The following is a 20,426-nucleotide window of genomic DNA, read 5'->3' as shown; positions in this document are numbered from 1 at the left end:
TTAAGTGAATCATTATCCAAGTGTTGGACAATATCATTCCACAAATCTTTTAATCACATCGCATTTTGAAAATTCTTGAATCTAATGAAAATACGACCAAAGTTCATTTTGGAAAATATGACGGATATTTTCAAATGTGCGGATTAAAGTGTTTTGAGCATCCAAATTTCACATGCATGGCTATGACCTGTATCACCTTTAGGTTGAGCCAAATGTTCAAAACCCAGTTTTTCATAGAGTTTGACCGCTTGCCAAAGGTCTTTGGTGGTTTCTAAATAACAAGTGCTAAAACCATTTTGCTTTGCAAATTCAAAAGCATTTTCTAGAATTTTTTTAGCAAAGCCTAAACCACGTAGTTCTGATAAGAAATACATTTTCTGAATTTCAGCAATTGAAGTATCACCTTTGAGTGGAGATAAGCCACCACCACCGACAACACGACCTTTGTGATCTTCAATTACCCAGTATTGTGCATTTTTTTGAGAATAAACTTGATAGAGATCATCCAAAATTGGATCTGCCACGGCGAAGCCAGACTCTGGAGCGAGTCCAAATTCTTGAGAAACCTCACGAATGACTTGTGCAATTGCTGCATTGTCTTGCTGTTGTATGGGGCGAATTGAATACATAAATAATGAAAATAAAAAGCGATGAATTTTTATATCAAAAAACTCATCGCTTGTGTTGTGCTTAAAATTTAACTGCTTAAAATTTTATCAATATAAAGCATTTACTGGTCTTATATTGAAAATTAAGTTAAATCTTATTTCAATTCACTTGAAGATTTACCCAGTTCACGGCGTGCAATGATCAACTGTTGAATCTGCTGTGTACCTTCAAAAATATCGAGAATTTTTGAATCACGCGCCCATTTTTCTAACAATTCATCTTCGTTATAACCGACACTTGCAGCTAATTCGACACATTTCAGGGTGATTTCATTACAAATACGACCCGCTTTTGCTTTGGCAATAGAAGCTTCACGCGAGTTTGGCATTTTATTGTCAGCCATCCATGTTGCTTTAATCGTTAATAAACGCGCTGCTTCCCATTCAGCTTCCATACGGTAAATCTGTGCGGCTAAATTTGAAGTTTGTAAATAAGGCGTTGCATAGTTTGGATCAAGCTGGTCTTTAAAGATTTCTTTGATACGCTCTAGCGATGCTTTGGCACATCCAACAGCCATCGCAGCAACCAGTGGACGAGTATTGTCAAAAGTTTCCATTACACCCGCGAAACCTTTGGCAACATCAATTTCCTCATTTCCAAGTAAGTTTGCAGCAGGTACACGACAGTCGATAAAACTGATTGCAGCAGTATCAGAAGCTTTGATGCCGAGTTTATGTTCAAGGCGTTCAACTTTCATGCCAGCTGTACCTTTAGGTACAACAAAGGATTTGATTGCAGCACGACCTAGTTTTTTATCTAAAGTTGCCCAAACCACGACGGAGTCAGCACGTTCACCTGAAGTGACGAAAATTTTCTCACCATTGAGAATATAGTCATCCCCATCTTTTGTTGCTGTAGTACGAATTGCAGCTGAGTCCGAACCACAACCAGGTTCAGTGATCGCCATTGCAGCCCAAGTGCCTTTAAAGCGTTCTAGCTGTTCGTCATTGGCAACTGCAGCAATTGCAGAGTTTCCTAAACCTTGGCGTGGCATAGAAAGTAGTAAACCAGTGTCGCCATAACACATTTCAATGATGCCCAAAGCTGTGGACATATTGGTGCCATTTTTATTGCTGGCATCTTTATCGCCACGTTTATTAATCGCAGCGCCTGCATTCAAACCATCACCACCATCATTCATACCATCAAGCAATGAAGCAAGCATGTCTAATTCTTTTGGATAGGCATGTTCCGCCTTGTCGTATTTACGTGAAATCGGGCGTAGTACATTCAGTGCAGTTTCATGCGCTTGATCTACAAGCATTTTGAATTTTTTCGGATTTTGTAAATTCATGATCTATATCCTGTAATCTTTATATTTTTAATTAAGCATGTAAGCCTGAATGTAATACAGCTGTTGCACGTAAGTCACGATACCAACGTTCAGCAGGGTGTTCTTTGGTAAAGCCGTGTCCACCCAAGATTTGTACGCCATCTGTACCAATTTTCATTGATTTTTCAGCACAAAGCAGACGTGCTAAATACGCTTCACGATGGAAAGGTAAACCAGATTCTGCAAGGCTTGCAGCATTTAAAATCAGCATACGCATCGCATCAATTTCGATTGCCATATCAGCGATCATGAAGGCAACACTTTGACGATGTGAAATAGGCTCACCAAATGCTGTACGTTCATTGGCATATTGGATGCTGTATTCTTTCACTGCTTCAGCAGTACCGACTGCCATTGCACACCACATCAAATTTCCTAAATCAAGGAAATAGCTATAGTTAAAGTCTTCATCACCTAAGCGTTGAGCAGGGGTATTTTCAAATTTTAAAGTCACTGTTTCAGTGGCTTTAAGCCCCATCGCTGGAGATTTTTTAACAGTAATAGTGTGGTCACGATTCACCACAAAAACATCAGGCTTGCCGTTGAAGTCAGCACTAACAAGGAATAGATCCGCAGTTTCGCCTAATAATACTAAAGTTTTTTCACCTGAAATGCTGTAAGCACCGTTAGATGAAGTTGCTTTAGTTTTCAATAACATTGGATTAAAAGCAGGCGTTGCTTCTTGTACTGCAAAAGTTGCTTGAATTTCTGCATCATTGGCAAAGGCGGGTAAATAAGTTGCTTGTACTGTTTCCGAACCCCATTGTGTAAGTGCATTGATCACACTAAATGTTGAAAGCAAACCTGCTGCCAAAGAGAAATCACCTTTGGCTAAACGTTCAGCGATCAGAATATTACTGACAATATTCTTTTCAGATGCAACACCACCCAAAGCTTCTGGTAGGGCATAGTAATTAAGCCCTAGATCAATACTATGTTGCCAAAGTTCTGCAGGAAACTTTTCATCATGATCTGCTTGATGCGCCAATGGATAAAGTACTTCAGCAGCAAACTGATCCATGGCATCTACAGTCATTTGCTGTTCTTCAGTTAAACTCAGATCAAATAATGATTTTTGTTGGTTTGGTAAACGTTGTTTAGTGACATTTGAATCCGATTTAAACGCTTTTTGTGTCGCACTGAGCGTTTTAAAACCTGCTTTTGAACCTTGATAAAGTGATTTTTCAATAAACTTACGTAGTTTGAATTGATCAAGTAAGTCACTTCCAGCAATTTTTGTAATTAGATTTAAGCCCAAGCCCTGAGCTTTGTTTACCATATTGGACATTCCACAGTACCTTGTTTTTGATGTTGGTATGGCAACATCCTGACATGCAAATATTGAAAAAACTATGTCAAAGCTGACAAAGTGGTTGACCTTTGATGAATGGTTGTTAATGTTTTAATTATGTATTTAACTATTTGTAATTCAATAATTATTTACACATAAAAATACCCAACAAATGTTGGGTATTGGTAAAGTTGACATTTTGAGAAATTAAAGTCAGTCGCTATTCAAGCCATTAAACAAATGGCGTAATCATTTTACGAACATTGGTTTTTGCTTCAATCACGGTCATAAATGTATAAGCACCAATGAATTTACGGCTAATAAACATAAATTCTTTAGGTGGAACACTGAAATAACGTGAAGCCATTGATTTAGACGCACGTTGCATCACACGACTATGTAATTGGCTCTTTTTCCAATCATAGCGATTTTGTTCATCCATAACACCCGCAGGGAGGTCTGGATTGTTTAAAGGTGTACTAAATGCTTCTGTTGCGAGTAAAAATACTTTTGCCATATCAGGTTTGATACTGAGTGGCATACCATCAAAAAATTCATAGCCAGACATCGAGTGAACCATTGCTTCAGCGTCATGGTTGTAACCAGCTTTGATCAAGTTGCAAGCCACAGTCAATAATTGATGATCAAACTGACGGATTGCACCGAAGTCTAACAAAATAATTTTATCTTGAATGTCGTCACCATTGCCTAAACGAACCAAGTAGTTACCAAAGTTCGGGTCAGTTTGCATCTCACCCCATTCAAACAACTCACGAACAGCAATTTCAAGAGAGGCTTCTCCTAACTGATTACGACGTTCTTGAGGGAGAGACAGCATCACGGGGCTATTGATCGGCACGCCACGTTCGAAAGTCATACATAACACTTGGTCTGTACAATAGTCATCAATAATTTGTGGCACACCATAACGCGCATCGTTTTTTAATCTTTCAGCGAAACGACGGGTGGTTGCAGCTTCAACACGATAATTCACCTCACGATGCATCATTTCGCGGACTTCATCAAACCATTGGTCAAACTCACGTGTTTGCGGAACCATACGGGTGAGCTTAAGCATGTTTTTAAATAAACTCATATCTGAGTCAATCGCATCCGCGACACCAGGATATTGAACTTTTAAAACCAGTTCTAAACCATCTGACTTACGTGTCGCACGATGGACTTGAGCTAGAGAAGCTGTACCGATTGGTTCATGATCAATAGTTAAATCATCGAGTTTAGAACCCAACTGGCGTGTTAATTGCTCTTTAATCGCTGGCCAAGCTAGTGCAACTGTTTGATTATTTAACGTATTTAGAGCTTGAGTGATTTCTTCTGGTAAAAAATGCTCACCATATAGCGCCATCATTTGACCAATTTTAACGATTGAGCCTTTCAGTTTTCCGATTTCTTGAACAAGATAATTGGCTTGTTCTTTCATCGCTTGTTTACGTTTTTTTTCTTTTTCCTCTTCACTTGAAAAGATTGAACTTGCACTTGAAGCTGCCCAGCGCGTACCTGCTAATAATGATGCTTTCGCAATGGATAAACGACGATCCATAGAAGAGGTTTTTAACTGTTTAAGCTTTTCGTTCTGATCAGACATGAAGATGAAATCCTTTATAAGCGATTCGAAAAGTGAAGGAACTGTAAAGAATATTACATGTTATGGTGCTATTTAAATAGCTCAATTCGCTGAATGGAATGGTAATTTTGTACTTTAAGTTTGAAAAGGTATAACAATCAACTGATCCGATTGGAAAAATTACATTCTAAATTGAATTTTGATCTCATGTTTTTGAATCAATAACTGCTTATTTGACTCAATATGGTTTTGGATCAATTCTTTAATACTTGGATCAGTGAAACCAAGGGCATAACCTTTTACAATGATAATGCTCGGTAAACTAAAGAAAAAATATTTTACATCATCAATGCTTGGTGCTTCAAAAACACCTTGCTCAGTTAAGATTGTTTGTAAATAACGTTTTTCACTTTGAACAGAAGCAGAAGATTCATCTTCCCACCAAGATTGGCGCATTGCCATAAGGTTGTTGTGTTTATAACTCATAAGATTTGAAACTACTTTAATGGAAAGTATCAAAAATTATATGGGAACAAAACTTTAAAAAATCAAGAGATAAGTTTAAAAATTGTATTTAAGTTCGTAAGTAAGATGATTTTTTGTTAGTCTTTTGCGTCATTTTTCATTTTAAAGACCTAAGGAATAGGGAAATGATGGCAAAATTTAAATATATACTGATCATAAGTTCTATTTTAACGACGCAGGTGAATGCTGATCGTTGTTTTCTTGGGCAGACTAAGGCAAATATTCAAAGTTGTGAAATAGATGAGGGCTTTGTCGCTGGTGCTCGACAAGTAAATTTACAATTCCAAGATAAAATCTATCAAATTCAATATGAAAGTTGCCAAAATGAATTGGATGATGGCGTTTGTTCAAAAGCCCATATTCAAATTAATCAGGGGGCAACATTGAATGCTAAAAGCTATTTAAGAGATGGAAATAGCCAAAAAATTATTTCTGATCAACAATGGAACTCAACTGCTTATGATTGTGTTAAAACGACCAATCAAAAAATTGATATTTGTTGGAAATAATGAAATATTTGAAAGCTCAGTTCATTTATCATGTTGATATTCTAAATTGAATTTTAATCCTTTGTTTTTAAATCAATAACGACTTATGTGATTCAATCTGAGGTTCGAGTAATATTTTATTCGAATCTGTAAGCAGACTGTATAGGCTTTTAATTTTGATTAACTTGATCAATATTTCGCTTGATTTGTGCTAAAAATATACAATAATAATGAAACAATAAATCTAAAAATACAGGTGCTTCTTGAAATTTTTTTTGGGGCTATTCACGCTTCTATTATGTATGCAAAGTGCTATTGCTGACGTATATACCTGCACCTATAAAGGGTAAACAGTCTATCAAGGTAAACCTTGTCCAAACTCAGTAAAAACAAAATTAAATGTTCCTCAGCAGGCTTCGGCTTATTTAACAGATACTCAAAAATATAAACTTTGGAAAGCAGCGCGAGATCCTCAAATAGGAATGACCGGAGATCAAATTATCAAAGCTACATATTGGGGAGCTCCAAATCGAAAAAGCGCATATACCACTTCAAGAGGTAAGGATGAGCTTTGGTATTATACTGATTTAGGCTATATCACATTCAAAAATGGTAAAGTTACTTCAATTAGCGAAAATAGTGGTTCTGATTAGCACATTTGATCGAAATTTAGAGCCTGACTATCATTTGAATGTGTAAATAAATTGTAAAAGTGATGATCAATGAAGCCTATCAATTGAATTTTATTTGAAATCTTTTAAACTCAGAAAGATTATTTTTAAATTAGAAGAATGATTTTTAATTGGGGAATTTTGATGCAAATGAAATATTGGGGAATCGCTCTCGCTTTATTATTACCAATACAAGCAAAAGCAATCGGCTATAGTTCAGATTATATTAGTTGTATGAATTCGGCAGGAAATAGTACAAGTTCTATTACCCGTTGTATTAAATCTGAATTTAATGATCAAGATGATCGTATGAAATCATTGTTTAAAAAGACCTTAGATTTATATACGAGTAAAGAAAAGAAACTACAAAAAAAATATCAAAAAACATGGCTTAAAATGCGCAGTGAACAATGTGGCAAAAGTCAAAAATCAGCATCTGATACTTATGCGATGAAATACTATAATTGTGCGTTAAAACAAACGGTAACCCGTGCAAATATGCTAGAGAAACTGACTTATCGTTTATGATGATGATTGTCTAAAAATGAATTGCATTTAAATTGTAGTAAATGCTTATAAATGTCATGCAAAACAAGGTATCATAAGGCGTTTTAAATTATGACCTTGGAGAAACCTTAAGTGGATCGACCGACTATTAGCCCTGAACATTTACAGGAAGCTGCTGAAAACCTTGTTACAATTCGCGATTTTATTCGATTTGGGGTTACAGCTTTACGTCAATACGATGCACATTTAGGTCAAGGTACAGAAGATTATTTTGCTGAAAGTTCAGCACTCGTTCTACAAACTATGTCTTTGGACTGGAATGCAGACAATGAAATTTTAGATGCTAAATTATTACCGAGTGAAAAAGCTGAATTTTTAAGCCTTTTAGAACGTCGAATCAATGAACGTGTTCCAACATCGTATTTATTAAACTTGGCTTATTTCTTTGGTAAGCCATTTTATGTCGATGAGCGCGTATTAATTCCACGTTCACCGATTGCGGAATTAATTGAAAATCGTTTTGCGCCTTATTGCTTAGATGAAAATGGTCAAGCACGTGAAGGCGTAAATAACCTACCTGAAAACCCAAATCCTAAAACACCACAACGTATTTTAGATATGTGCACAGGTTCGGGATGTATTGCGATTGCTTTGGCTTATGCATTCCCAGACTCAGAAGTGGATGCGACGGATATTTCAAAAGAAGCTTTAGAAGTGGCTTCAATCAATACTGAACACCATGACAAACAATATCAAGTTGCACTTTTAGAGTCTGATTTGTTTGCTAAAATTCCTGCTGAAAATCAATATGATTTGATCGTTTCAAATCCACCGTATGTGGATGCAGAAGACATGGCGGATCTTCCAGATGAATTTCATCATGAGCCAGAGCTTGCACTTGCAGCAGGTCAAGATGGCTTGGATTTAGTGCGTAAAATGTTAGCGCAAGCACCTGATTACTTAACAGAAGATGGTTTGATCGTCATTGAAGTCGGTAATTCTGAATGGGCAATGAAACAAAACTTCAATACCATTGATTTTTATTGGTTGCAGTTCCAAAAAGGTGGTACTGGTATTTTTGCCCTCACTGCTGAACAATGTCGTACATTCCGTGATTTATTTATTCAGTCTATTCAAGCTTAAGGAGTCGTGAGCATGGCAGGTAATAGTATAGGACAACTCTTCCGTGTAACGACTTGTGGTGAATCTCACGGCGTAGGCTTAATGGCAATCGTTGATGGTGTACCACCAGGTCTTGAGCTTTGTGCTGAAGATTTGCAAAAAGATTTAGATCGTCGTAAACCTGGGACTTCAAAATTTGCGACTCAGCGTAAAGAACCCGACGAAGTTGAAATCATTTCAGGTGTTTTTGAAGGCAAAACCACAGGGACACCGATTGGTTTATTGATCCGCAATACGGACCAAAAATCCAAAGATTATGGCAATATTGCACAAACTTTCCGTCCTGGTCATGCAGATTATACCTATACGCAAAAGTATGGTTTCCGTGACTACCGTGGTGGTGGTCGCTCAAGTGCACGTGAAACTGCAATGCGTGTCGCTGCAGGTGCGATTGCTAAAAAATTCCTTGCTGAAAAATTTGGTATCGTGATTCGTGGTCATGTAACGCAAATCGGGACAGAAGTTGCTGAAAAATTGGATTGGAATGAAGTTCCGAATAATCCATTCTTCTGTGGCGATGTGGATGCTGTGCCACGTTTTGAAGCTTTAGTGACTTCTTTGCGTGAACAAGGTACAAGTTGCGGTGCTAAACTCGAAATTCTTGCTGAAAAAGTACCAGTAGGTTGGGGCGAACCTGTATTTGATCGTTTAGATGCAGATATTGCCCATGCCATGATGGGAATTAATGCTGTAAAAGGCGTTGAAATCGGTGATGGTTTTGCAGTTGCAGGGCAGTTTGGGCATGAAACTCGTGACGAACTTAGCACAGATGGATTCCTTGCCAATCATGCAGGTGGTATTTTAGGCGGTATTTCAAGCGGTCAAACTATTCGTGTTGCGATTGCACTTAAGCCAACGGCAAGTATTACCACACCTGGTAAAACTATCAATATTGATCGTGAAGATACCGATGTTTTAACCAAAGGTCGTCATGATCCCTGCGTAGGTGTCCGTGCGACGCCGATTGCTGAAGCAATGTTGGCAATTGTATTAATGGATCACTTTATGCGCCATCGTGCGCAGAATGCTGATGTCGTTGCACCATTTGCACCGATTGAACCAAAATAATTTGTTTTAAATAAAAAACCAGACGCTAAGTCTGGTTTTTTTGCATTCTATTTTATTGAAATGCTCATTATTGAGCAGCAGGAACTTGACCTGTATAACCTTTCAAGAAAGTTAAATAAGCAGACGATTTTTGACCATCAGCTTTTAAAATTGAACGCTCAACATCACCTTGATCAGTTACGAGTTTAAGTGAAATTTCTTTACCGCTACGGAAAGAATTTAAGAAGCTCACAGGAACTAAGATTGAATTTGATGAAACCTGATTTTCAAACTTAGATGAGTCTAAAGTTGAATAGGTATAGGCTTGACCATCGACTAAGAAAACGAATTGTTTAATATCATATTTTGTCGGATTATTAATTTCAGCAGTAATTTTAAAACCATCACGTACTTCATCTTTCCAACGCATAGATAGTTCAGGGCAGACTTCATTTGCTTCACAAATTAATGGTCCTTTGGTCACAACACGTTCAGGATAAGAGCCTGCACAACCGACCAAAGCTAGACAAGTCAGAGAAGAAATTAAAGCCAATTGAAGTTTCATAACGCTTCCTGTAATCATTAATGTTATTTACTTGTTTATAACGTGTTTTAAAATGTACCGTTTTTTTGTTAAAAAGTGAATGAGATATATCGACTTTGAGGTAGGAGATTTGTATATATTGATGATTTAAATCAAATAACTGCTTATTTATTTAAAATATTGATCATTTCTGAAGCAACAAAAGTGGTCAATTGATTTAAACGAGAAAGAGAATCTCCATTCAGCAAATATTTAAAGTTATTGAGCTTATTTTGATAATAGATTGAAATAAAAAAAGTTCCTTCAGGTTTTTCTATTGTAGCACTACCACCAGGCTTGAGTAGCCCAGTACAACTGATAACTAAATCCGCTTGGGTAAATAATTGTTTTCCTTGAATTGCCATGGCTTGAGTCACTTCAGTAGATTCAGCCGTATATTTTTCAATCAGTTGAGCATCTATTTTTAGGATTGATATTTTAATAGAAGGGTCGTAACTAACCAAACCACCCAGCAAAATATCAGCACCACTTCTCTTATAAATTGAAAATTGGCTACTCAAATAGCCAGAACTGGCACTTTCAATAAAAGCTATTTTTAAGCCTAATTTTTCAAGCTGGTCACAACACTGGCGAATCATGATAAAACACTATTAAAATTCCAATATTCAACAAGTTATACTTTATTTGTGTGTAAAATAGAAGCATTTACTACGAAATGCAGTTTTAGAAAAATCATAAATCATCAGTTCAATGATCTTTATCAACGAACTGACAAAGTATTGTTAATTCAATCATATAAAGAGTATTCAATAGGGTTTAAAATCAATAAAAGTTATTTTTAAGCGATGTGTGTGTTTAAATTTTAAAAAAAGCTGAAACTTGAAATATTACTGTCATGTTCATTTGCCATAATCAAATCACAAAGAACAAATACTGATAAGAATAAAGCTCAAAAGTAACAATAATTGATAAAAGATAGCTTCAAAACAATAAAGAATTGAAAATAATAAAATTGACAATCAGCAAATCCACTCCAAAAGAGTGGATTTTCTTTTTCTAAGCTTAAATGAAGAATAACTAGGCGAATTTATGAATTTTTAACTGTGAAGCGTGCAAAAAAGTGATATAAATAAAAATAAAGTGCATATGAAAATGGAGTGCGAATCATGCAAACGACAGTAAAATATGTTGTTCTTAAAAGCAAAGAATATCAGCTTGGCACACCTTTATTTGAAGAAAGTATAGAAGCTGATGGAAATTATTTTGATCAAATTCCAAATGTGATTCATTACCAAAATCATGAATTTAAAGTCAAATCTAAAGAACTTACTCGAAAACAGATTTATGATGATTTTGAAGAGACGCAAACAATTTTAGTCAAAGTGATTGCAACACATTAATTTTGAATAAAAAAACCTCCTTAATGATAAGGAGGTTTTTTTATAGTTTTAACTTATTGTTTCACAATTAAAACTGGGATTTGAGTTTGTCCCAAGACATCTTGTGCAAAGCTACCGAGGAAGAATTTTTGGAAGCCTTTACGACCATGAGAACCCATCACAATTAAATCAGTTTTAAGTGAATCAGCAGTTTGAGTAACAGTTTCAGCAGAAACAGCATTTCTAACCACTTGAGTTTCGATTTGAACACCAGCTTCTTCTGCTATTTTTTTCGCTTTTTCTAAAGCTTCTTCAGCGCTTTTAACTGCTTCTTTAATATATTCTTTTAACATGTCTGGAGAATAGTAAAAATCAGCAGCAGCAAAAGGATCATCTGCAACTACACTAATTGCAGTGACTTTACTACCCAGTGCTTTTGCAATTGAAGCAGCATGTTTTAGTGCAGAGAAAGAAATATCAGAGCCATCTACTGGAACAAGAATATTTTGATAAGACATGTGCATATACCTTTATATCATTTAAATAAAATTTAAGAATCTGTATGTTGAGCAGATTTAATAATCAATACAGGAAGAGGACTAATAGCCAGAACTTCCTGTGCAACACTTCCTAAGAAGAATTTTTTAAAGCCAGTACGACCATGAGAACCCATGATGATGATGTCAGCACCTAATTCATCAGCTGCTTCAAGGATTCCTGTCGCAGGTGGAAGCTCACGAATAACTTTCGTTTCAACAGTGCTTACGCCATGATGAATAAGTGTTTCTTGAATATCTTTTAGACGTCCAAGTGCATTTTTCTCTGCTTCAAATAAGTATTGCGTCACTGCTGGTGCAACTTTATAGAAATCTACGCCTTTAAAAGGATCTACCGCTATTACACTCATCACAGTAATTTTACTGTTTAGAGCAAGAGCCAGTTTTTCTGCATGTTCAACTGCAGCGTAAGAAATAGGAGAGTCATCTACTGCGAGAAGGATATGTTGATAGGACATTTATATTCTCCTTTTATATCTCGTTATAATCCTATAGATAGCATATTGTAAGTTTTCTCGCAATTGAGAGTAGTTGTCATTTATTTGACTAAAAGTGTGTTATTTCAATATATTGTGAAATACACATAATTTTTTCATGGTTTTATTTTGTAAGTATTCTTTTTCCGTTGCGAAGCTTTATATATTCATATTTTTTCTTAATGAAAAGACAACGCATACATACGTTTCACTAACATTAAAAATTACACTAAATGATAAAATTATCAAGAATTGGCATGATCTATGCTTTTTTATTTTAATCATCATTGATCACTGTGAATGATTTTGTCATTCCGTTTCAATTTTTTAAGAATAAAGTCGTGTGAAAGCATGGATAAAGATGAAAATATATAAAAAAATTAATAGCAAAACTAAAGTCTTGAATAAGATTAAAGAAATAATGCCTATCCATAGCATTCGTAGAAAGCACTATCTTTGTGCGGATTTAAATATCAAGCATAATCATGGTGCATTTTTTCAATATCTAGACGATTTATGTGCAAGTTCTTTTAAATTGGTTGGACGTATTGATAATTTATCTATAGAAGCTAAACCAAAGCAATTAATGAAAGTTTTGTCTAAAAATAATTTCGATCTTTTGAGAGCGGCTTATTACTTGGGACATCGAAATGTACCACTTATGTTCACACCCACAGCACTGTATTTCGAGCCTGATTATATCCTTGCGGAAAAGTTGATGAGCTTAGGGTTAATGATCAATGAAGAGGAGCAAATATTTGAACAGGAAGTAGATATACCATTTGGCTAAATTTTAGGTCGCCATTCAAGAAACTAAAATACACTATCTTTATTGAATCATTCAGGATTCAATTTATTGCTATCAATATTCAACTTTGATCTGTTTGAGCAAGTACCATGAAATCATTTTGGTCTAAATTAATTTCGACTGTCGCAAATACGGTATTGCATGAACTACAGAATAAGAAAAATAAATCTAAACATTCAGATGATATAGCGGTAGCTATTGATCATAGTACAAATGAAGATATAGGCTTTGCGCAAGATTCAGAAATTCATCATTTTAAATATGTCAGCCCTAAAGGGATTGCGCTGATTTGTGGTTTTGAAGGTTTGGAACTACAAGCTTATGATGATGGTACTGGAGTTTGTACGATTGGTTATGGGACAACAATTTACCCAAATGGTAAAACGGTTCAATATGGTGATCTTTGTACACTTGAACAAGCCCAAAGCTTTATGCAACATGATCTTAAACGTTTTGAGCAGACTGTCAGTACAGCAGTTAAAGTACCTTTAAATCAGCATCAATTTGATGCATTGGTTTCGCTGACTTATAACATTGGAATTGGTGCGTTTCGGAATTCGACATTGTTAAAGTTATTAAATGCTTCGGATTATGTAGGGGCGAGTAATCAGTTTGATGTTTGGGTCAAAGCTGGTGGGCAGACGGTTCAAGGTTTGGTGAATCGCAGGGCTGTAGAAAAGGCGTATTTTTTAACTAAAAATTAATCAACTACTTTCTAGAGCTAACATCATCAAAATATTAAACATTGATTCGATTTGACGGGTTACAAGGTGTATATTGAAGCACTTTAAAGTTACACCTTTCCATCATGACTTCAATCTGGATTTTGTTTACGCTCATGGCTGCATTTATGCAGGCTTGGCGAAATGCATTTCAAAAACAACTCAGTCAATCAGTTGATGTTTACGGCGTAACTTTAGCGCGATTTATATTTGGTTTTCCTTTCGCAATTTTATATATTTCATTGCTATATCATTTTCAACCCATTCAAACACAGGTTAAATTCACCACATATTTTTGGATTTATATTGTCATTGCAGGACTGAGCCAAATTGCTGCAACGGCACTAATGGTACAACTATTTAAACAAAAAAATTACGCGATTGGTGTCGGTCTAGCAAAAAGTGAAGCGATTTTTGCTGCAATTATCGCCACGACTTTATTAAGTGATCATCTCACAGCTTATGGATGGTTCGGCGTTGGTTTAGGTGGCTTAGCTGTATTTCTATTGAGTAAAGGCAGAAATAAAGAACCTATTTCACTCTCTACTTTAGCAATCGGAATGGGGAGTGGATTGTGTTTTGCCATTACATCATTATTGGTTCGTGAAGCGAGTTTAGAATTAACAAATTTGCCTTATATACATCGTGCTTCATGGGTACTTTTAAGTATTATTGGATTTCAATGCATTGGCATGTTGGTTTATTTGATCTTATTTAGCCGGAAAACATTAATAGCAATGTGGCGAAAAATAGGGCTGACATTTAAAGTAAGTGTCTGTAGCTTCTTGGCTTCACTTGGGTGGTTTACAGCCATGAGTATGCAATCCGTCGCAATTGTTAAAACTTTAGGGCAGATTGAAATTCTATTCAGCTTACTCATTTCAATGTATTTCTTTAAAGAAAAACTTGCTAAAACAGAACACCTTGGCTTAGTTCTGGTTGTAATCGCAGCAATATTGGTGATTTGGGCTTAATCAAAATATAAATATTATTGCTAAATTCGAATTTTGAATGATTAAGCGCTTTTCAATATTTTGCTTTTAAGGAGTTGCCAATTGGTCGAAATCCAACAAACAAATGAACCCATTGTCACCAAAATGACGCCATACCAAAACTCAGTTGAGAGTGTAGTCTGTAGAATAAACATCGAAATAACAGTAGAAATGACTGGACTAAAATAAGACAACGTCACCAGTATGGTAATGTTTCCTTTGATAATTCCAATATTCCATGCAGCATAGCCAAGTGCAACAGCCAATGATACGATTGCCATATAAGTCAGAGTTATCAAATCAAAATCTGGTAGCGCATTTAGACTCAATTCGTGGCTAAGTAAATACTTCACCCAAAGCAATAATGAAATGGCAATAAAATAGAATGAGATCGGATTGTGTCCATCGCTATATTTTTTGGTGACAACACAATACAGCGCCCATAAGCTCGCACCTAGAAATGCTAAGATATAACTGATCGGATTGGCTTGAACATTGGAAAGAATATTTCCCCAACTCAGATCACCTTGTCCAGTTTGTATGACAACAATTCCACTTAAACTAATCATTAAACCGATAATAACGAAGATGTTGAATTTAATTTCTTTAAATAAAATCAACATGACAACTGTTAAACTTGGCCAAAGATAATTGACTAGACTGACTTCAATTGCTTGCTGTGCCGTCTGTGCAAGCGCAATCGCATACGAGAAGCATAATTCATAAACTACAAAAAGTAGTGTTGAAAAAACTAAATATTTCTTTGAAATAAGTTTTAAATCTGGAATTTTAAAAAAAACCAATAAAATGATGGTACTGAGTGTGTACATCAACATAACGGCAAGATCAGCACCAATACTGAAACTGATTTTTTTCAATAAACCCACAATCGATGACCACTGCAAAATTGCACTGAAGCCGATCAATGTAGCAAGATTTTTTGACATCATACGAAGCGTATCTTTGCTCTAGGATAAGAACAGTACTGACTTAGGGGGGCGAGATATTTCAGGCGTAATTATAGCTGAAATTGTGTTTCAAATAAGCATTTTATTCTATGAAAAAGAGCGAATGAAAATGAGAAATTCGATAAAAAATGGTTATATTTTGAAGTAAGAAATTTTAAATATCCGACAAACATTATCAATTCTACAGAATCCCTCTATAATAGCGTTCATTATTGCTAACGTCAGTTGATGCTAGTCTCTTTTTTAAGTCAATTCTTCTCTGTGATTCGACTTAGTTTAGTATTTCAGTTTTATATTTAAATTTTATGTGTCCATGACCACACATAGCAATTTTTAGGTGCCCACATGGAAATCAAGGTTAATTATCTCGACAATCTTCGTCAAGAAGCCAAGTTCGATGATTTTACCGTCATCGCCGATCAACCGATTCGTTATAAAGGCGATGGTTCTGCACCTGGTCCATTTGACTATTTTCTTGCATCTTCAGCTCTATGCGCTGCGTACTTTGTCAAAGTGTATTGTGCTGCACGTGATATTCCGACAGATAATATCCGTTTATCACAAAATAATATTGTTGATCCTGAAAACCGCTATAAACAAATTTTTAAAATTCAAGTTGAATTACCGTCTGATATTTCGGATAAAGATCGCCAAGGCATTTTGCGTTCAATTGACCGTTGCACGGTTAAAAAAGTCATTCAAAATCAACCTGAATTTGTCATCGAAGAAGTCGAAAGCATTGATGCTGATGCACAAGCTTTGCTCATGCCTGATTTAGCTAAAGAAAATACGACTTATATTCCAGGTAAAGATCTGCCTTTAGAAGAAACCATTGCCAATATGTCTGGGATCTTGGCAGGTTTGGGCATGAAGATCGAAATTGCGTCATGGCGTAATATCGTGCCGAATGTTTGGTCTTTACATATTCGTGATGCACAATCGCCGATGTGTTTTACCAATGGTAAGGGCTCGACTAAAGAAAGTGCTTTAGCTTCAGCTCTGGGTGAGTTCATTGAGCGTTTAAACTGTAATTTCTTCTATAACGATCAGTTTTGGGGTGAAGAGATTGCCAATGCTGAATTTGTGCATTATCCCGATGAGAAATGGTTTAAGCCTGGTAAAAAAGGGGCTTTACCGAAAGAAATTTTAGATGAATATACTTTAGAAATTTATAACCCTGACAATGAGTTACTGGGTACGCATTTATACGATACCAACTCAGGTAATACCGAACGTGGTATTTGCTCATTACCATTTGTCCGTCAATCTGATGGTGAAACGATTTATTTCCCTTCAAACTTGATTGAAAATTTATATCTTAGTAATGGTATGAGTGCAGGCAATACTTTGGCAGAAGCTCAAGTTCAGTGCCTATCTGAAATTTTTGAACGTGCTGTAAAACGTGAAATTTTAGAAGGTGAAATCGCGCTACCTGATGTGCCTGAGCATGTATTAGCCAAATATCCAAAAATTGTCGAAGGGATTAAAGGTTTAGAAGAGCAAGGCTTTCCTGTATTGGTCAAAGATGCATCATTGGGCGGTGAATTCCCTGTAATGTGTGTGACTTTGATGAATCCACGTACAGGTGGTGTATTTGCATCTTTTGGTGCACATCCAAAACTGGAAGTTGCACTTGAACGTAGTTTAACTGAGTTGTTACAAGGTCGTAGTTTTGAAGGTTTGAATGACTTACCAAAACCGACATTTAGCTCAAATGCAGTGACTGAACCGAATAACTATGTAGAGCACTTTATTGATTCAAGTGGTGTAGTGTCTTGGCGTTTCTTTAGCTCAAAATCTGATTATGAATTTGTTGAGTGGGATTTCACTGGCAATGGTGATAATGAGGCCGAAGCTGCGACGCTATTCGGCATTTTGGAAGAAATGGGCAAAGAAGTCTATATGGCGGTGTATCAGCATTTAGGTGCAACAGCTTGTCGTATCATCGTGCCTGATTATTCTGAAATTTATTTGGTTGAAGATTTGATTTGGGACAATACCAATAAAGCTTTGTTATTCCGCGAAGATATTTTAAATATCCATCGTTTGGATGATGAACAATTAGAGGCATTGGTCGAACGTCTGGAAGAAGTTGAAGTCGATGATTACACCGATATCGTGACCTTGATCGGGATTGAATTTGATGACAATACTGTTTGGGGACAATTGACTATTCTTGAATTGAAATTGTTGATTTACATTGCATTACAGCAATTTGAAGAAGCTAAAGATTTGGTTGAGCAATTCTTGCAATACAATACCAATACGGTTGAACGTGGTTTGTTCTATCAATGTATGAATGTCATGCTTGAAGTTGAACTTGATGATGATATGGATTTGGATGATTATGAAACCAATTTCCGTCGTATGTTCGGTGATGAACGTATGGATGCGGTGATCGGTTCATTGGAAGGTAGCATTCGTTTCTATGGTTTAACTGAAACCAGTATGAAACTTGAAGGTTTAGACCGTCATTTGCGTTTAATTGATAGCTATAAGAAATTGCATCATGCGAGGGCTAAAGCTGTAGGTTTAGCTGGCTAAGATTTTGAATGAGTATTGTTCATTCAAATGCTAATCTAAGAAATAAAGAAACCTAATCAATTGATTAGGTTTCTTTATTTTAATACCGTACCGTTTCCAAGATCATGTCACTCTTTTAAATTCGGATCGCCTTTTTTTAGAAAATAACCAATCATCAATTTTTGAATCCAAGTGCCATACGGCGGATAGAACAATTGCGTAGGGAAGAAACGATGACGTTTGAGTACTGTTTTCGCATGTGAAAGTTCTCTAAAACCCTCAACGCCATGATAAGTTCCCATACCTGAATTTCCAATGCCACCAAACGGCGCATCATGATTCACCACATGCCACCCCCAATCATTCACCGTTACACCGCCTGAATGGGTATTTTTTAAAATAAAATCTAATTCGCTTGAATCATGGCTAAAGCAATACAGTGCCAATGGTCTTTCATGCGCTTTGATATATTGAAGCGCATCATCCAGAGAATCATAGGCAATAATTGGTAAGACTGGGCCAAACAGCTCTTCTTGTAAGATTCGCATATCTGCGGTGCAATTCAGTACCAATTGAACAGGAACTCTACGTCCAGTTTGAGTTGAATCATATTCTGCACAACTGATGATTTGAGCACCTTTTGCTTTAGCATCAGCAAGAATACTTTGAATCCTTTGAAAATGGCGTTCATTGATGATTGAGGTATAATCAGTATTTTCCTGAATATTATCACCAAACATTGCCTGAAAATTGGCTTTACATGCATTAACAAATTCATCGACATGCTGTTTTGGCACTAAAGCATAGTCTGGTGATACACAAATTTGTCCTGCATTGGTCGTTTTACCATGAATAATACGCTTTGCAGCTTCAGCGATTGGGTAATTTTGCGTAACAAGTGCAGGAGATTTGCCACCCAATTCCAAAGTTACAGGGGTGAGGTTTTCAGCTGCTGTACGCATCACAATATGTCCGACAGCGGGCGAACCTGTAAACACGATATGGTTAAACGGTAAAGAGGTGAATTCCGATGGATTGCTAATTTCTTCGCCAAATACAGCCACTTCATTTTCATCAAAAATTTCAGCGAGCATCTTACGAACAACAGCATTGGTCTTCGGTGTAAATTCTGAAAGCTTCATCATCACACGATTACCCGCAGCCAATGCAGCGGCTAGAGGCCCTAGCGCCAAATAAACAGGGAAGTTCCATGGCACAATCACGCCAACAATCCCTTTGGGTTGATACTGAACTTGTAGACTATTGGTCATAAATAATAATTCAGTATGGCGCTTACTTGGTTTCATCCAACGTTTAACATGGCTAATCGCATGCGATGTTTCTAAGAGTGAGCCCATAAGATCAGTAATCTTTGACTCATCGACAGAACGCATACCAAAATCTTGATTAATCGCCGTCGCAATAACATCTTGATAACGGATAATTTGTTGCTTAAGTTGCTTTAACTTATTTTGACGGTAGCTTGCATCTGGGTAGGGAAATGCATCAAATGCAACGCGTTGCTGATTAAATATCTGCTGTAAGTGATTGGATGAGATGCTATTTTCTTGACCATTCCCATGGTCTTGTAGAGGAAGTCCCATTCTGCTTAATCCCTTTGTTTGTTTTCTAAGTTGAGTTTGCTCTTCATTGATACTAATACTTTAGCGGTAGAGGAAGCAAATATATCGAAATAAGACGCTAACGTTTTAATATAAAAATAGATAGGGTTTGCGTTCTACAATCACCGCATCAAAATTAAGATGTATTGGTGATCGAAATATAAACGGAATGCGATCATTTGGACGGGATGTTAAAAGTGTTTAAATGAGTACAAATTAGAGTTAACGGGATGAGCAAGAGAATATTTTGTCTATATCTTAATCTAAAAAGCCAAATGAAATTAACATTTGGCTTTTTGCATTTTTGATTCAAAATGTATTCGTTATGAATTACTGAACTTTGGCAGGGAAACCATCTTCTGCTAAAGCTACAGTAATTTGATCAGTACTTGCAGTGGTATCTACAGTGACAATTTTACTTGCCAAATCTACTTCAACTTTAGCATTGGCATCGACATCTTGAATGGTTGCAGTTACACCACGTGCGCAACCGCCACAGGTCATATTTTCAATCAATAATTTCATTTTCACTCTCCA

General features: G+C 36.2%; 21 protein-coding genes. 9 read left to right on the top strand and 12 right to left on the bottom strand.

Going from position 1 to position 20,426, the window contains the following annotated elements; all coding sequences use genetic code 11:
- Nucleotides 1-143: 143 nt before the first annotated feature.
- The 5 genes from BEN71_RS10010 to BEN71_RS09990 all read right to left on the bottom strand — a co-directional run bounded on the left by BEN71_RS10010 (nt 144) and on the right by BEN71_RS09990 (nt 5,364).
- Nucleotides 144-629 (bottom strand): GNAT family N-acetyltransferase, encoded by a 486-nt coding sequence (locus BEN71_RS10010; protein ID WP_068975918.1) that lies wholly within the window; start codon nt 627-629, stop codon nt 144-146.
- A gap of 134 nt (nt 630-763) precedes the next feature.
- Nucleotides 764-1,963, bottom strand: coding sequence for an acyl-CoA dehydrogenase family protein (locus tag BEN71_RS10005; protein ID WP_068975919.1), 1,200 nt, complete (start codon nt 1,961-1,963; stop codon nt 764-766).
- 31 nt (nt 1,964-1,994) lie between these two features.
- The gene (locus tag BEN71_RS10000) at nt 1,995-3,281 is read right to left on the bottom strand and encodes an acyl-CoA dehydrogenase family protein (protein ID WP_171404994.1); all 1,287 of its coding nucleotides are present in this window, start codon (nt 3,279-3,281) and stop codon (nt 1,995-1,997) included.
- 244 nt (nt 3,282-3,525) lie between these two features.
- The gene (locus BEN71_RS09995; protein ID WP_068975921.1) at nt 3,526-4,899 is read right to left on the bottom strand and encodes an ABC1 kinase family protein; all 1,374 of its coding nucleotides are present in this window, start codon (nt 4,897-4,899) and stop codon (nt 3,526-3,528) included.
- Nucleotides 4,900-5,058: 159 nt separating this feature from the next.
- Complete coding sequence (locus BEN71_RS09990) at nt 5,059-5,364, bottom strand: hypothetical protein (protein ID WP_068975922.1); 306 nt, start codon at nt 5,362-5,364, stop codon at nt 5,059-5,061.
- Between the two features lie 164 nt (nt 5,365-5,528).
- Between BEN71_RS09990 and BEN71_RS09985 the strand changes: the two genes are divergently transcribed.
- The 4 genes from BEN71_RS09985 (at nt 5,529) to aroC (ending at nt 9,319) form a co-directional block, all read left to right on the top strand.
- Entirely contained in the window at nt 5,529-5,912 is a 384-nt protein-coding gene (locus tag BEN71_RS09985; protein ID WP_068975923.1) for a hypothetical protein, read from the top strand.
- Between the two features lie 794 nt (nt 5,913-6,706).
- Nucleotides 6,707-7,090 carry a lysozyme inhibitor LprI family protein gene (locus BEN71_RS09980; RefSeq protein ID WP_068975924.1) on the top strand — a complete coding sequence of 128 codons (384 nt, stop codon included), beginning with the start codon at nt 6,707-6,709 and terminating at the stop codon, nt 7,088-7,090.
- Nucleotides 7,091-7,201: 111 nt separating this feature from the next.
- Nucleotides 7,202-8,212 (top strand): 50S ribosomal protein L3 N(5)-glutamine methyltransferase, encoded by a 1,011-nt coding sequence (gene prmB, locus BEN71_RS09975; RefSeq protein ID WP_068975925.1) that lies wholly within the window; start codon nt 7,202-7,204, stop codon nt 8,210-8,212.
- Between the two features lie 12 nt (nt 8,213-8,224).
- Nucleotides 8,225-9,319: a chorismate synthase gene (gene aroC, locus BEN71_RS09970; protein ID WP_068975926.1), complete on the top strand. Its 1,095-nt coding sequence runs from the start codon at nt 8,225-8,227 to the stop codon at nt 9,317-9,319.
- A gap of 67 nt (nt 9,320-9,386) precedes the next feature.
- Here aroC and BEN71_RS09965 read toward each other — a convergent pair whose 3' ends face one another.
- Nucleotides 9,387-9,863 (bottom strand): hypothetical protein, encoded by a 477-nt coding sequence (locus tag BEN71_RS09965; protein ID WP_068975927.1) that lies wholly within the window; start codon nt 9,861-9,863, stop codon nt 9,387-9,389.
- A 143-nt stretch (nt 9,864-10,006) separates the two neighbouring features.
- Complete coding sequence (locus BEN71_RS09960) at nt 10,007-10,480, bottom strand: CinA family protein (protein WP_068975928.1); 474 nt, start codon at nt 10,478-10,480, stop codon at nt 10,007-10,009.
- Nucleotides 10,481-11,008: 528 nt separating this feature from the next.
- Here BEN71_RS09960 and BEN71_RS09955 point away from each other — a divergent pair.
- Entirely contained in the window at nt 11,009-11,242 is a 234-nt protein-coding gene (locus tag BEN71_RS09955; RefSeq protein ID WP_068975929.1) for a hypothetical protein, read from the top strand.
- A 53-nt stretch (nt 11,243-11,295) separates the two neighbouring features.
- Here the strand turns inward: BEN71_RS09955 and BEN71_RS09950 are convergent, their stop codons facing one another.
- Nucleotides 11,296-11,739 (bottom strand): universal stress protein, encoded by a 444-nt coding sequence (locus BEN71_RS09950; RefSeq protein WP_068975930.1) that lies wholly within the window; start codon nt 11,737-11,739, stop codon nt 11,296-11,298.
- Nucleotides 11,740-11,771: 32 nt separating this feature from the next.
- Nucleotides 11,772-12,236: a universal stress protein gene (locus tag BEN71_RS09945; RefSeq protein WP_068975931.1), complete on the bottom strand. Its 465-nt coding sequence runs from the start codon at nt 12,234-12,236 to the stop codon at nt 11,772-11,774.
- 361 nt (nt 12,237-12,597) lie between these two features.
- Between BEN71_RS09945 and BEN71_RS09940 the strand changes: the two genes are divergently transcribed.
- The 3 genes from BEN71_RS09940 (at nt 12,598) to BEN71_RS09930 (ending at nt 14,758) form a co-directional block, all read left to right on the top strand.
- Nucleotides 12,598-13,044: an urease accessory protein UreE gene (locus BEN71_RS09940; protein WP_227542591.1), complete on the top strand. Its 447-nt coding sequence runs from the start codon at nt 12,598-12,600 to the stop codon at nt 13,042-13,044.
- Between the two features lie 107 nt (nt 13,045-13,151).
- Nucleotides 13,152-13,766: a lysozyme gene (locus tag BEN71_RS09935; protein WP_068975933.1), complete on the top strand. Its 615-nt coding sequence runs from the start codon at nt 13,152-13,154 to the stop codon at nt 13,764-13,766.
- A 104-nt stretch (nt 13,767-13,870) separates the two neighbouring features.
- Nucleotides 13,871-14,758: a DMT family transporter gene (locus BEN71_RS09930; protein ID WP_068975934.1), complete on the top strand. Its 888-nt coding sequence runs from the start codon at nt 13,871-13,873 to the stop codon at nt 14,756-14,758.
- Nucleotides 14,759-14,799: 41 nt separating this feature from the next.
- On the opposite strand, the gene yddG is transcribed toward BEN71_RS09930, so the two are convergent.
- On the bottom strand, nt 14,800-15,723 hold the full coding sequence (gene yddG / locus BEN71_RS09925) for an aromatic amino acid DMT transporter YddG (protein WP_068976000.1): 924 nt from the start codon (nt 15,721-15,723) through the stop codon (nt 14,800-14,802).
- A 366-nt stretch (nt 15,724-16,089) separates the two neighbouring features.
- Between yddG and BEN71_RS09920 the strand changes: the two genes are divergently transcribed.
- Nucleotides 16,090-18,288 (top strand): OsmC domain/YcaO domain-containing protein, encoded by a 2,199-nt coding sequence (locus BEN71_RS09920; RefSeq protein WP_068975935.1) that lies wholly within the window; start codon nt 16,090-16,092, stop codon nt 18,286-18,288.
- A 107-nt stretch (nt 18,289-18,395) separates the two neighbouring features.
- Here the strand turns inward: BEN71_RS09920 and BEN71_RS09915 are convergent, their stop codons facing one another.
- Both BEN71_RS09915 and BEN71_RS09910 read right to left on the bottom strand, forming a co-directional pair.
- A complete protein-coding gene (locus BEN71_RS09915) occupies nt 18,396-19,871 on the bottom strand; it encodes a coniferyl aldehyde dehydrogenase (protein ID WP_068975936.1) in 1,476 nt (491 codons plus the stop codon).
- A gap of 348 nt (nt 19,872-20,219) precedes the next feature.
- On the bottom strand, nt 20,220-20,420 hold the full coding sequence (locus BEN71_RS09910) for a heavy-metal-associated domain-containing protein (protein ID WP_130113717.1): 201 nt from the start codon (nt 20,418-20,420) through the stop codon (nt 20,220-20,222).
- Between the last annotated feature and the right edge of the window lie 6 nt (nt 20,421-20,426).

The sequence above is a fragment of the Acinetobacter wuhouensis genome, assembly GCF_001696605.3.
In the GTDB taxonomy this organism is placed as follows: domain Bacteria; phylum Pseudomonadota; class Gammaproteobacteria; order Pseudomonadales; family Moraxellaceae; genus Acinetobacter; species Acinetobacter wuhouensis.
This window is presented reverse-complemented; position numbering and strand designations above follow the sequence as displayed.

What these genes read in the sequence shown, in the direction of transcription:
- BEN71_RS10005 (WP_068975919.1), bottom strand. Translation starts at nt 1,963, where the DNA reads ATGAATTTACAAAATCCGAAAAAATTCAAAATGCTTGTAGATCAAGCG.
- BEN71_RS09950 (WP_068975930.1), bottom strand. Translation starts at nt 11,739, where the DNA reads ATGTCTTATCAAAATATTCTTGTTCCAGTAGATGGCTCTGATATTTCT.
- yddG (WP_068976000.1), bottom strand. Translation starts at nt 15,723, where the DNA reads ATGTCAAAAAATCTTGCTACATTGATCGGCTTCAGTGCAATTTTGCAG.
- BEN71_RS09920 (WP_068975935.1), top strand. Translation starts at nt 16,090, where the DNA reads ATGGAAATCAAGGTTAATTATCTCGACAATCTTCGTCAAGAAGCCAAG.
- BEN71_RS09980 (WP_068975924.1), top strand. Translation starts at nt 6,707, where the DNA reads ATGCAAATGAAATATTGGGGAATCGCTCTCGCTTTATTATTACCAATA.
- BEN71_RS10010 (WP_068975918.1), bottom strand. Translation starts at nt 629, where the DNA reads ATGTATTCAATTCGCCCCATACAACAGCAAGACAATGCAGCAATTGCA.
- BEN71_RS09985 (WP_068975923.1), top strand. Translation starts at nt 5,529, where the DNA reads ATGATGGCAAAATTTAAATATATACTGATCATAAGTTCTATTTTAACG.
- BEN71_RS09945 (WP_068975931.1), bottom strand. Translation starts at nt 12,236, where the DNA reads ATGTCCTATCAACATATCCTTCTCGCAGTAGATGACTCTCCTATTTCT.
- BEN71_RS09930 (WP_068975934.1), top strand. Translation starts at nt 13,871, where the DNA reads ATGACTTCAATCTGGATTTTGTTTACGCTCATGGCTGCATTTATGCAG.
- BEN71_RS09935 (WP_068975933.1), top strand. Translation starts at nt 13,152, where the DNA reads ATGAAATCATTTTGGTCTAAATTAATTTCGACTGTCGCAAATACGGTA.
- BEN71_RS10000 (WP_171404994.1), bottom strand. Translation starts at nt 3,281, where the DNA reads ATGGTAAACAAAGCTCAGGGCTTGGGCTTAAATCTAATTACAAAAATT.
- BEN71_RS09990 (WP_068975922.1), bottom strand. Translation starts at nt 5,364, where the DNA reads ATGAGTTATAAACACAACAACCTTATGGCAATGCGCCAATCTTGGTGG.
- BEN71_RS09965 (WP_068975927.1), bottom strand. Translation starts at nt 9,863, where the DNA reads ATGAAACTTCAATTGGCTTTAATTTCTTCTCTGACTTGTCTAGCTTTG.
- aroC (WP_068975926.1), top strand. Translation starts at nt 8,225, where the DNA reads ATGGCAGGTAATAGTATAGGACAACTCTTCCGTGTAACGACTTGTGGT.
- BEN71_RS09915 (WP_068975936.1), bottom strand. Translation starts at nt 19,871, where the DNA reads ATGGGACTTCCTCTACAAGACCATGGGAATGGTCAAGAAAATAGCATC.
- BEN71_RS09960 (WP_068975928.1), bottom strand. Translation starts at nt 10,480, where the DNA reads ATGATTCGCCAGTGTTGTGACCAGCTTGAAAAATTAGGCTTAAAAATA.
- BEN71_RS09995 (WP_068975921.1), bottom strand. Translation starts at nt 4,899, where the DNA reads ATGTCTGATCAGAACGAAAAGCTTAAACAGTTAAAAACCTCTTCTATG.
- BEN71_RS09955 (WP_068975929.1), top strand. Translation starts at nt 11,009, where the DNA reads ATGCAAACGACAGTAAAATATGTTGTTCTTAAAAGCAAAGAATATCAG.